9 protein-coding genes and 1 pseudogene are annotated in these 11,967 nt (G+C 40.9%); 2 read left to right on the forward strand and 8 right to left on the reverse strand.

Annotation, left to right across the window (positions count from 1 at the left end):
* Positions 1 to 185 precede the first annotated feature (185 nt).
* Positions 186 to 458 (forward strand): RDD family protein, encoded by a 273-nt coding sequence (locus tag G8761_RS06150; protein WP_243449907.1) that lies wholly within the window; start codon positions 186 to 188, stop codon positions 456 to 458.
* A 100-nt stretch (positions 459 to 558) separates the two neighbouring features.
* Positions 559 to 2,283, forward strand: coding sequence for an ABC transporter ATP-binding protein (locus G8761_RS06155; RefSeq protein WP_166024693.1), 1,725 nt, complete (start codon positions 559 to 561; stop codon positions 2,281 to 2,283).
* A 154-nt stretch (positions 2,284 to 2,437) separates the two neighbouring features.
* Here the strand turns inward: G8761_RS06155 and G8761_RS06160 are convergent, their stop codons facing one another.
* The 8 genes and pseudogenes from G8761_RS06160 to mglB form a co-directional block, all read right to left on the reverse strand.
* Positions 2,438 to 2,941: a cupin domain-containing protein gene (locus tag G8761_RS06160; RefSeq protein ID WP_166024695.1), complete on the reverse strand. Its 504-nt coding sequence runs from the start codon at positions 2,939 to 2,941 to the stop codon at positions 2,438 to 2,440.
* A gap of 84 nt (positions 2,942 to 3,025) precedes the next feature.
* Positions 3,026 to 3,886 carry a KPN_02809 family neutral zinc metallopeptidase gene (ypfJ, locus tag G8761_RS06165; RefSeq protein WP_166024696.1) on the reverse strand — a complete coding sequence of 287 codons (861 nt, stop codon included), beginning with the start codon at positions 3,884 to 3,886 and terminating at the stop codon, positions 3,026 to 3,028.
* Between the two features lie 241 nt (positions 3,887 to 4,127).
* The gene (gene htpG, locus G8761_RS06170) at positions 4,128 to 6,008 is read right to left on the reverse strand and encodes a molecular chaperone HtpG (RefSeq protein WP_166024698.1); all 1,881 of its coding nucleotides are present in this window, start codon (positions 6,006 to 6,008) and stop codon (positions 4,128 to 4,130) included.
* A gap of 193 nt (positions 6,009 to 6,201) precedes the next feature.
* Positions 6,202 to 7,254: an aldose epimerase family protein gene (locus G8761_RS06175; protein WP_166024700.1), complete on the reverse strand. Its 1,053-nt coding sequence runs from the start codon at positions 7,252 to 7,254 to the stop codon at positions 6,202 to 6,204.
* Positions 7,255 to 7,354: 100 nt separating this feature from the next.
* Positions 7,355 to 7,526 (reverse strand): annotated as a pseudogene (locus G8761_RS28250) (beta-galactosidase small subunit-related protein); the annotation flags it as partial.
* Positions 7,527 to 7,656: 130 nt separating this feature from the next.
* On the reverse strand, positions 7,657 to 8,670 hold the full coding sequence (gene mglC, locus G8761_RS06180; RefSeq protein ID WP_166024702.1) for a galactose/methyl galactoside ABC transporter permease MglC: 1,014 nt from the start codon (positions 8,668 to 8,670) through the stop codon (positions 7,657 to 7,659).
* A 12-nt stretch (positions 8,671 to 8,682) separates the two neighbouring features.
* A complete protein-coding gene (mglA, locus tag G8761_RS06185; protein WP_166024704.1) occupies positions 8,683 to 10,185 on the reverse strand; it encodes a galactose/methyl galactoside ABC transporter ATP-binding protein MglA in 1,503 nt (500 codons plus the stop codon).
* 546 nt (positions 10,186 to 10,731) lie between these two features.
* Positions 10,732 to 11,787: a galactose/glucose ABC transporter substrate-binding protein MglB gene (gene mglB, locus G8761_RS06190; RefSeq protein WP_166024707.1), complete on the reverse strand. Its 1,056-nt coding sequence runs from the start codon at positions 11,785 to 11,787 to the stop codon at positions 10,732 to 10,734.
* Between the last annotated feature and the right edge of the window lie 180 nt (positions 11,788 to 11,967).

The following is an 11,967-nucleotide window of genomic DNA, read 5'->3' on the forward strand; positions in this document are numbered from 1 at the left end:
CACCCATAAATTCTGTAATTAGTGCGGTGCTGAAACAAAACCAATGCAGGAGCTCTGCACCTCTTGCGGATCTATTATGGCGGCCTTCGAAAAAAAGGAATACGCAGGATTTTAGATTCGTTTTGCAGCAAGAGTGATAGATTCCCTTATTCTCGGGATTCCAATTTTTATTGGTGCTCTTATATTTGCAGGGGTTTCCGCATTTTATTCAGAATCAGCAATCCGGGGGGGCTGTCGGTGCAGCATTTGGTTTGCTGGCAATTTTATATCTGATTTACATTGCTGCCAACCTTTTTTATTATGCGGGCATGCAGGCCACACTTGGAAAACAGATAGTGGGGGTAAAAGTTACTGAAATGAATGGAAATCGGATATCCTTCGGAAGAGCACTCGGCCGCTATTTTGAAAATCGGCTATATAATCGCTGGCTTTACGGAGAAAAAGCAGGCTTTGCATGATTACATTGCAAGTACTGTAGTTGTAAAAAACTAAGATACTGGACGCTTTTTTCTTACTGAAAAGCCGTTCTATTTATTATAACAATAAGGAGTTATTTCTTTGATTAAACGATTTTTTACTTACTATAGGCCACACAGAAAACTATTTATTCTCGATTTCAGTTCTGCCGTTATAGTAGCATTGCTGGAGCTTGCTTTTCCGCTTGCTGTCCAGTGGTTCATCGATAGGCTGCTGCCTTCAGAAAACTGGTCTGCTATTGTATCTGTTAGCGTCGGTCTCCTTGCCCTCTATATTGCCAGTACATTTCTTCAGTATATCGTCAATTATTTGGGCCATATGCTTGGTATTAACATCGAAACAGATATGCGCCAGCAGCTGTTCGGGCATGTGCAAAAGCAGTCCTTCCGTTTTTTTGATAATACAAAGACAGGACATGTAATGAGCCACATCACCAATGATCTGCTGGATATTGGTGAGCTCGCCCACCATGGTCCTGAAGACTTATTTATTGCTTTAATGACTATTGTGGGAGCTTTTTGGATTATGTTAACCGTTAATGTCCAACTGGCGCTTGTAGCCATTTGTATTCTTCCTTCATTGATGTGGCTGATTATCTTTTGCAACTTGCGAATGAACAAAGCCTGGAACCAAATGTACATGGAAATTGGCAACGTTAACGCCCGGGTGGAGGATAGTGTATCCGGTGTCCGGGTCGTACAGTCCTTTACAAACGAACACCATGAAATTAAGCTTTTCACAAAAAACAACCAAAAATTTCGCCTGGCTAAACTTGGAGGCTATAAGGTTATGTCATTCAGTTTATCAGGTATTTACATGATGACCAGATTTATTACTCTCGCCGTCCTCGTATATGGTGCCTGGCTGAGCTATAAAGGTGTTCTTACCTATGGTGAACTCGTAGGGTTCGTTTTATATGTTAACGTCCTTTTCAAGCCGGTGGATAAAATCAGTTCGATTATGGAGCTATATCCAAAGGGAATGGCCGGCTTTAAGCGCTTTACAGAAATGATTGATTCCGAACCGGATATAATAGATTCAGAGGGTGCTATTGAGGTTCCAGCCCTGAACGGGGATATTGAATTTCGGAATGTATCTTTTAGCTATGACCAAAAGATACAAACTTTGGAAAACATTAATCTTAATATAAAAGAAGGGGAAACAGTTGCCTTTGTGGGTCCCTCAGGTGCTGGAAAAACCACCATTTGCTCCCTGATTCCTCGTTTCTACGACATAGATGCCGGGGCAATTACTATTGATGGAATAGATATACGGGATATGACGAGACAATCCTTGCGATCACAGATTGGGATTGTCCAGCAGGATGTGTTCCTTTTTACAGGAACAATTAGAGAAAATATTGCCTATGGAAAGCTGGGGGCTTCCGAAGAGGAAGTTAAAGAGGCCGCACGGCTTGCTCATCTTGAAGGGTTTATTGAATCGCTGCCTGACGGTTATGAAACGGAAATTGGGGAACGGGGACTGAAGCTTTCCGGCGGCCAAAAGCAAAGGCTCGCCATCGCAAGAATGTTCCTCAAGAACCCGCCAATCCTTATCCTGGATGAAGCTACTTCGGCTTTGGATACTGAAACTGAGCAAATTATTCAGGAGGCATTAATGGAGCTGGCCCAAAACCGAACGACTCTAGTTATCGCCCACAGACTTGCGACTATCCGCAATGCCGACCGCATTATGGTGGTTACGGAAGACGGAATCACTGAAGAGGGCAGCCATGATGAGCTGCTTGCACTGGGTGGCACTTTTGCCAGCCTGCATAATGCACAGTTTCAAAAGATAGAAATATAATTCTTAGAAAACTGAGAATGCCGAGCCTTTATTATGAGTTCAGAATGTATGGATATAAATTCTGATTAACCAAGGAAATAAAAGAAGATGAGGGGACCCCTTCATCTTTTTTTGCTTTTTAATAAGGCCCCCTTGCGGTGACCCACACCATTTATCATTGATTCTTCCACTTTCGAAGCAGCAGACCTTCATCACCAAAGACAGGATCCTTGTCGGGAACCGGAACATTGCGGATTTTAGCAAGAGACTGTGCCCTCATAGCCGGGTCACGCTTTAACAGATTGGCTGTCATTCCTTCCGGATAGCCTCCGACCACTTCGAAATCTTCACTGCTTTCCACCATCATATGACCGGTGCCTGCAGGGAGTACGATTACATCTCCCTTTTTCAATTCCACACGTTCACCTGCATCCCCGCCGACAAGAACGGCCGCGCTGCCAGACTTTACACCCAGGACCTCATGAGAGTTGCTATGATAGTGATGGTAATCGAATATACCGCCCTCCCAGTTGCCGCCCCAGCCATGACGTTTAAATGAAGCTTCTATTTCATTCGGATTTCCGCTGAAGATTCCTTCATAAATAATAACAGGCAGTTCCTGGTTATTTGGTATCTCCCCATCATCCTTAAGAAAAAAAGACCTTTCATTCATTTCCATTATGAACTGCTCCTTTCTCTAGGAATTCCTTCATACCTAAATCTTTACCTTATTGAAATGAAGCATTAACCTGCAACTATATTTTTATAGATTTGCAGCTTTGAAGGTATCTCCACCTTCAATTGTTCCATTTTCAAACCCTTTATTAAACCAGCGTTTTCGCTGTTCGGATGTTCCGTGTGTAAAGCTTTCAGGAACCACATAACCACGTGCCTGTTTTTGAAGTGTATCGTCACCTACAGCATTTGCCGCGTTCAATGCTTCATCAATATCGCCTTTTTCCAGGACACCCCGTCCCTGGTCCCGTTTTGCAAAAACACCTGCATAATAGTCGGCCTGAAGCTCAAGGCGAACCGAGTATTTATTAAATTCTTCCTCGCTAACTCTATTTCGGATAGCGTTTACTTTGTCGCTCGTTCCCAGAAGGTACTGAACATGGTGGCCAACCTCATGGGCAATTACATAAGCCATCGCAAAGTCACCTGGCGCATGGAATTTTTGCTGAAGCTCATCATAAAAACTTAAATCAATGTAAAGCTTTTGGTCACCAGGACAATAGAAAGGCCCCACTGCAGAACTTGCATTTCCGCAGGCAGACTGGACACTCCCTGTATATAATACAAGTTTCGGATTTTTGTAAGTCATTCCTTCTTCTTTAAACACCTCGGACCAAACATCCTCGGTGTCAGCAAGAACAACTGATACAAATTGTGATAATTCCTTTTCCTTAGCAGTTTCCTGGTATGGTGCCGGATCAGCCGGAGCTGAAGAATTGTTGGTCATACCGTTCAGCACATCAGATGGATTGCCGCCAAGCAGGGCAACCAGAAGTACAATAATAACGCTCCCAATTCCTCCTCCAATCAGCGGTATTCCGCCGAGTCCACCTCCCGATCCTCTATCATCTTCTACATTCGAACTCTCTCTTCTTCCTTCCCATTTCATGCTATTTCCTCCCTTAGGGCTATATACTTAAGCAGCAAACAATTTCTAGTCTTATACCCAAATTTAAGAGATTTAAAATATGTAAAGTATGTAAATAGAATAAAAAAGGCCATCCTTTTGTGGATAGCCCTTAAAAATTTGACTCTGTCAAACTTGACTGTTGATTTTCGCTCACGGCGCTCACTTTCCGCTCCAATCAACATAGTCGAAAATTAACAATATGCATTAACAAAGAATTGCATTAAACCATGATTTTACAGATGTTATTTGTAAACTCTACTGGATCCTGGATTGTTAAACCTTCAATCAGAAGCGCCTGGTTGTATAAAAGCTCGGTATACAGTTCAAACTTCTGTTTATCATTCTCAAAAGCAGCCTTTAATGACTCGAATACCTCGTGATTTGGATTAATCTCCAAGACCTTTTCCGCTTCGACATTTTGGCTGTTCGGCATTGCTTTTAAAACTTTTTCCATTTCAATTGTTAGTTCACCAACCGTAGATAGGCAAACAGGATGGGATTTTAAGCGTTTTGATGCTTTTACTTCCTTTACTTTTCCGGATAGAATACCTCGCATAGCTTCAAAAAGTTCCTTGTTTTCCTTTTCCTCTGATTCGTTTTCCTTCTTTTCCTCTTCTGATTCAATACCAAGATCGCCGCTAGAAACAGACTTAAACTCTTTTTCCTTATATGTGTTCAGCATCCTTACAGCAAATTCATCTATATCATCAGTAAAGTAAAGAATTTCATAACCTTTTTCAGCTACAAGCTCTGTTTGCGGAAGCTTTTCAATTCTTTCTGCCGATTCACCTGATGCATAGTAAATATACTTCTGATCCTCGGGCATTCTGGAGACATATTCATCAAGAGTAACATTTTTCTTCTCTTTGGAAGAATAGAACATTAATAAATCCTGAAGCAAATCCTTATTGGCTCCGAAATCACTATAGACACCGAACTTCAGCTGTCTGCCAAAGGATTTATAAAACTCTTCGTATTTTTCTCTTTCCTCTTTTAGAAGGCTAAGCAGTTCGCTTTTAATCTTTTTACTGATATTTTTCGCAATCAGCTTGAGCTGGCGGTCATGCTGCAGCATTTCTCGGGAAATATTAAGTGATAGGTCCTCAGAATCTACCATCCCTTTTACAAAGCTGAAATAGTCAGGGAGCAGGTCAGCACACTTATTCATAATCAAAACGCCATTAGAATATAGTTCAAGGCCCTTTTCATATTCAGGAGAGTAATAGTCAAATGGGATTTTCTCCGGAATAAATAGAATGGCATTATACCTGACCGCACCGTCCACACTAATATGAATATGCTTAAGCGGTTTGTCGAATCCGTAATGCTTTTCATTATAAAAATTCGTATAATCCTCTTCTGTTAATTCACTTTTATTCTTTCTCCAAATTGGAACCATGCTGTTAACGGTTTGTTCTTCCTGGACACTTTCCCACTCGTCCTCGCTGCCTTCTTTCAGCTTGCTTGAGGTCACATCCATCTTAATTGGATAACGGATAAAGTCAGAGTACTTCTTAATGATTGACTTTAAGCTATACTCTTCCAAAAATTCATCGTAGTTCTCATCTTCGGTATTCTCTTTTATTTTTAAAATAATCTCTGTGCCGATTGTTTCTTTTTCAGCTGGCTCAATGGTGTACCCTTCTGCACCAGTTGATTCCCATTTGAAGGCCTCGGAGCTTCCCAACGCCTTACTTTTAACTGTTACACTATCTGCCACCATGAAGGCTGCATAAAATCCTACGCCAAATTGGCCGATGATATCATGGCCGTCTTTTAGCTCATTTTCATTTTTAAATGCCAGGGAGCCGCTCTTAGCAATTGTTCCAAGATTGTTTTCAAGCTCTTCCTTCGTCATACCGATTCCGGTATCTGTCACCTTTAGGGTCCGGCTTTCCTTATTAGCTTCAATTTTTATGTAGTAACTGTCTTTTTCAAAGGTTAAAGAATCATCTGTTAAGGCCTTGTAATAGATTTTGTCGATTGCATCACTTGCATTCGAAATCAGCTCTCTTAAAAACACTTCACGCTTGGTATAAATGGAGTTAATCATCATTTCCAATAATCTTTTCGATTCTGCCTGAAATTGCTTTGTTTCCATAATTGCATTCTCCTTTCGTAAAACGTTTTATTTTTTAGTAGTAGTTAAGCATATCATTAGCACTCATAATAAGAGAGTGCTAATCAATATTTATTTATCATATTTTATTTGTTTGTGTCAATATGTAAAAATTAAGGAAGATAGCGTTTACCCGCTTATCTCCCTCTATTGCTATTTTATTTATTTATTAACTTTACTGTGAAAAAAAGCGATACTTAGTAGTAGATTTAAATGTTTCTTCAGGGTTTAATACGATTGAAGGAAACTCGGGATGATGAATGGCATCCGGATAGCCCTGAACCTCCAGGCAGACACCCAAATAGTTTTTAGTTGGTAAATTGCCTGAAAGAGTATAAGGTTCCTCCTCAAGCTGATTCGCCGAGTAAAGAACCACGCAGGGCTGGTCGGTTGTTACCATTAATGAACGGCCGCTTTCTTGATCCCTTAGCTCAATCATGTTTTCCCCAGGGTTTGTAAAAAGAAGCGGATGATCATAACCGTTTCCTACCATCACATTCTGAGGATTTGACGAATAAATACCTTGCTTTATTTTTTGGCCGTTTCGAAAGTTAAAAGGTGTTCCTTTTGACTCAATCATCTTTCCAGTCGGAAGCATATCGGAATCCAGCTCCAAAAAGCGGTCGCTATCAAACTTCAGAACATGTTCGGAACAGTCTCTTTTTAAGTTTCCGCTTAAGTTAAAGTAAGAGTGGTTCGTAAAGTTTACCAGTGTTTTTTGATCAGTTTTGGCTTCATAAGTAATACTTAATTCATTATCGTTTGTTAAAATATACTTTACTGTTGTTTCTAAGTTCCCTGGGTAGCCTTCTTCACCATCAGGGCTTTTGTAAAAAAACTTCACACCCACCGACCCTGATTCCTCTATTTTCTCAGTTTCCCATATTACAAGGCTGAACCCTTTTTCACCGCCATGCAAATGGTTCGAGGAGTCATTGGCAGTTAAATGGTATGTCTTTCCATCCAGCTCAAACTCTGCCTTTCCAATCCTTCCTGCTACCCTTCCGACAACGGCTCCAAAATAGGGGGACCATTTTGGGTAGGCTTCGAATTTATCGAAACCCAGGACAACATTTTCAAAAACTCCATTGCGGTCGGGAACAAATAGTTTCGTAATGACACAGCCATAGTTCAAACAGGATACCGACATATCATTATCGTTAACCAATGTATATTCAATAACCTGTTCTCCCTCATGATAGCCGAAATGTCTCTCATTAACTTCCATCGATTCTCCACTCCTTCATCCTTTTCGTTCTTTTAATGATAGGATCATCGATTAAAATAACTACTATTCTATAGCCCCCAGCGTGCATTTAAAACCTTTTTTAAAACCGGCAAGTATCAAATTCAAATTTCAAATTTTGTTTAGCTGGAATGAGATACTCCTCATGTACGGGTGCGCCCCCGCTGTTATCGCCGCTACACTATCTGTCTGCCTGCTATATTCACAACTGTATAATGGACATTCGGAAGCTCATAATAATGCTTTGCATTTTTTGTTACTCCTTTTTCTGTCTCCGCCCCATTTGGGGTCACGGTATAATGGCTAAAGCGCAAAACCCCTTCAATGGTGTGCTAAAATTTGCACGGATCATTAAAGGGGCCTTTTAAATATAAAAATATCAAATTATTTTTTCTTTGCGTGTTTACGCATGTCAAAGGCAACAGCTACAACAATGATTAATCCTTTAACGATGTACTGGATATATGGACTAACACCCAGGAAGGCAAGACCATAGTTAATTACCTGGAAAATAAGAACCCCTGTAATAACTCCAGGAACTGTTCCAATACCTCCTGATAGTGATACACCGCCTACAACGCAAGCCGCGATGGCATCAAGCTCGTACATATTACCTGTATTGTTGGTCGCACTGCCAACACGTCCAGCTTCAAGCGTACCAGAGAAACCATATAGAAGACCGGCAATCATATAGATAATAATAATGTTTCTAGCAACGTTTACACCGGAAACCTTTGCTGCTTCAGGGTTACCGCCAATCGCATACATGTTTTTTCCAAGCTGTGTTTTATTCCACATTACCCAGATTAATATAGACGCGATAATAGCATATAACAAAAGGTAAGGAATTTCGTATTGTCCTACTGGAATTCCGCGCTGTGCAAAGGTAGTAAAGCTTTGGCTTAGTCCCCCAATCGGCTGCGCACCGTATGGAGGGCGGTCAAAGTAAATGGAAGTAATCCCGTACACACCAATCATCATTCCCAAAGTCGCAATAAAGGGCGGTACATGCAGTTTTGAAACAATTACCCCGTTAACAGCACCAATCAATCCTGTCACAGCCATTGCTATAAGAATTGGTACAATTAATGGTAATTCTGCAAGATGCGGATACATTTTATAGGCATAATCAGATGCCTGTAAAAGCGATGCTGAAACAACGGCTGCTAGACCAACCATACGTCCTGCGGATAAATCCGTACCAGCAGTAATCAGGATGCCGGCCATTCCAAGCGCAATAATAATCCTTGATGAGGACTGGCTTAAAATATTGATCAGGTTTGTCATCGATAGAAAGTCTGGTGAAGCAACAACGATTCCAATGACAAGCAGTACTAAAAACACATAAATTACATTATCAAAAAGCCATTTCGATATATTCGATTTTTTTGTAGCCATTAATATCCCCTCCTAATACAATGCTGCCAATCGCATAATTTCTTCTTGTGTAGTCGTTTTTGTATTGACGATTCCAGCTGCTTTTCCATTACTCATAACTAAAATGCGATCTGTTACTCCCAATAGCTCAGGCATTTCTGAAGAAATCATAATGATTCCTTTTCCTTCTGCTGCGAGGTTATTGATAAGCTGATAAATTTCAAACTTGGCGCCAACATCAATACCCCTTGTCGGTTCATCAAGCAATAGGATATCAGGTCTTGTTAATAGCCAGCGGCCGATAATAACCTTTTGCTGATTTCCTCCGGACAGGCTTCCTATTGACGTTTTCTGTGATGGCGTTTTAACCTTCATAGAGTCAATAACCCACTTTGTATCGTCGTGCACCTTGCTGTCAGATAAGAAAATACCTTTTTTGTACTGCTTTAGGTTTGCTATGATAGAGTTAAAGCTGATGCTCAATTCAGGATAAATTCCTGTCGTTCTTCTTTCTTCCGTCACAAGGGCAAATCCATTTTTGATAGCCTTCTGTGGTGTATCGTTTTTAACCGCTTTGCCCCTAAGCTCAATCGTCCCGGATTTTAATGATCTTAATCCAAATAATGCCTCTACTACCTCTGTGCGTTTGGATCCAACGAGCCCTGCTATTCCTAAAATTTCGCCTTTTCTCAGTTCAAAGCTAACATTTGAAAAGGATGGCTGGGTTTCAGCAGTAAAACCCTTAACCTTTAAAATTACCTCTTCAGGTTCATTAATTTTTTCAGGGAAGCGCTGAGATAAATCACGGCCAACCATCAGTTTAATAATTTCATTGGTTGTCAGTTCTTTTGCATCTTTAGTGGTGATATACTGGCCATCGCGCATGATGGTCACTTCATCCGAGATTTTCAGTATTTCTTCCATTTTGTGAGAGATATAGATAATGGCCACATTTTCGCTTTGAAGCCTTTTAATAATTCTAAATAAATGATTTACTTCAGTCTCTGTTAACGATGAAGTCGGTTCATCCATAACAATGATTTTTGAGTGATACGAAACAGCTTTTGCAATTTCAACCATTTGCATCTCGGATACAGATAAGGTGCTTACCTTACTGCGCGGATCAATATTAATATCAAGGCTTTGAAAAATTGCTTTCGTATCTTCATACATTTTCTTTTCATCAATAAATATCCCTTTATGGGGATATCGGCCAAGCCAGATATTATCCATTACATTCTGCTGGCGGACCTGGTTCAGCTCCTGGTGGACCATGGAAACTCCATTTTCAAGCGCTTGCTTTGAACTGGTAAATTGGACTTCCTTTCCGTCAAAGAAGATTTTTCCTTCATCCATAGAGTAAATGCCAAACAGGCATTTCATTAAAGTGGATTTTCCTGCACCATTTTCGCCCATTAAGGCATGGACCGAGCCGGCCTTTACTTTAAGCGAAACATTATTAAGAGCAACAACCCCGGGGAATCTTTTAGTTAAGTTTTGCATCTCAAGTAAATAAGTATTACCTGCTTCTGACATGAGCGAACCTCCTCGCTATACTATTAAAAAATATAAGAAACCCTATATCAGTGCGTACCATGATTTAATTGCTATTCATTTCGGTACCGTTTCTGGATTTACAGCCCCGAACGAAAGAAAAGAACCGAAATTCTTTTCCTTCGTTCGAGGAGCGCCCGGGCGAAAAATAATTCCCACGTTCCGGGCGCTTTTTTGCTTCTATTGACCATATTTTGTGAACCTCGAACAAGTTTAAGCAATCTAGCTTCAGCGCCCAGCCAGGTTTTCCTCAGGAATATGCTGCTTTGAATATCTTGTGAGAATCATGACCATAGGTGATGATTCTCACAGCTCGGAGTCATAAGCCAACTCACTCCAGAAATCAGGACATGCAACGCTACGGAAGCGTCCGCATCGCACGAAGGAAAAGCTTTAGCTTTTCCGAGGATGACTGCATGATTCGTCTTATGCCTGTCGGAGGCCCACAGGATGTGGGTCAGGAAGGCGTTGCCACAGGATGTGGCGGATTTAGCCTTTCATCATCTAACCAGGGCGCTTACGCCTTTTTTACTTGTATGCGTCTTTTCCAACTTGGATGTTCGTTTTATCAACTTGAACATACGGAACGCGGACAGCTTTTTTATCATCAAGCTTCCACTCAGTTCCAGCAAGAACATCTTTGCCTTTTGCAGCATTTGCAGCAAGCTGAACAGTTGCTTTACCCTGGTTCTTGGCATCGTTCAGGATTGATCCAACCATTTTTCCTTTTTCAATCATTTCAAGAGCTTCCGGAATCGCATCAACACCTACAACCGGCATAAACTTGTCACCGCTGAAATAGCCAGCCTTTTCAAGTGAAGCAATTGCTCCTAAAGCCATACCGTCGTTGTTAGCAATGACGAATTCAATTTTATCGCTATATTTTGCAAGCCAAGCATCCATTTTCTCAGTTGCTTTTGTTGCATCCCACATTGCTGTATCCATTGCAAGCTCGTCTACTTGAATACCCTTTTGTTTAATTGTATCTACAGCATATTTAGTACGGGCTTCTGCGTCAGGATGTCCAGGCTCACCTTTAAGCAGAACGTACTGCAGCTTGCCGTCATGGTTCTTGTCCCACTTATCTTTATTTGCTTCCCATGCCTTCGCAATCATTTCACCCTGAAGAACACCTGACTCTGAGGAAGTTGTTCCAACATAGTAAGCTTTATCGTAGCCTTTTAAAACTTTTTCATCTGGCTCTTTGTTGAAGAAAATAACAGGAATGTTTTTAGGTTTTGCTTTATCAATGATCGTTTGAGCTGCCTTAGGGTCTACTAGGTTAATAGCAAGAGATTTTGCTCCTTTGGCAATCAGCGTATCAACTTGTTCAATCTGCTTGGACTGGTCGTTTTGGGAGTCATTCAGCATAAGCTTTACATTTCCTTTTGCTGCATCTTCCATTGCACGGCGAACATAAGACATAAAGTTATCATCAAACTTATAGATTGTGGCTCCCACTGCCGGATTACCGCTGTCTTTGCCGGAACCCCCAGATCCGCCAGTTGAACTGCTGCAGCCAGTGGCTAACAGAATGCTCGATGCTACCGTTAAGGACAAAACTAAACCTTTTTTCTTAAACATGTCATCATTCTCCTTTTATATGTTTATAAAGACATTTGGCAGGCTGCTATTGACAGCGCAGCCATTCTTGCTGAAAGCCCTTACAAATATAGTAGCATGGGAGATTTTTAATAAGTCCTAAAATCTATAGCACTAATTTGTGATTTTCTAGATTATTTTGCCAATGCTGAAATGTTTTTG

Source organism: Neobacillus terrae (assembly GCF_011393025.1).
Lineage (GTDB): Bacteria > Bacillota > Bacilli > Bacillales > Cytobacillaceae > Neobacillus_A > Neobacillus_A terrae.

Bases quoted from the DNA above. Each gene is read 5' to 3' on its own strand.
- G8761_RS06160 (WP_166024695.1), bottom strand. From the start codon at position 2,941: ATGGAAATGAATGAAAGGTCTTTTTTTCTTAAGGATGATGGGGAGATA.
- ypfJ (WP_166024696.1), bottom strand. From the start codon at position 3,886: ATGAAATGGGAAGGAAGAAGAGAGAGTTCGAATGTAGAAGATGATAGA.
- htpG (WP_166024698.1), bottom strand. From the start codon at position 6,008: ATGGAAACAAAGCAATTTCAGGCAGAATCGAAAAGATTATTGGAAATG.
- G8761_RS06175 (WP_166024700.1), bottom strand. From the start codon at position 7,254: ATGGAAGTTAATGAGAGACATTTCGGCTATCATGAGGGAGAACAGGTT.
- mglC (WP_166024702.1), bottom strand. From the start codon at position 8,670: ATGGCTACAAAAAAATCGAATATATCGAAATGGCTTTTTGATAATGTA.
- mglA (WP_166024704.1), bottom strand. From the start codon at position 10,185: ATGTCAGAAGCAGGTAATACTTATTTACTTGAGATGCAAAACTTAACT.
- mglB (WP_166024707.1), bottom strand. From the start codon at position 11,787: ATGTTTAAGAAAAAAGGTTTAGTTTTGTCCTTAACGGTAGCATCGAGC.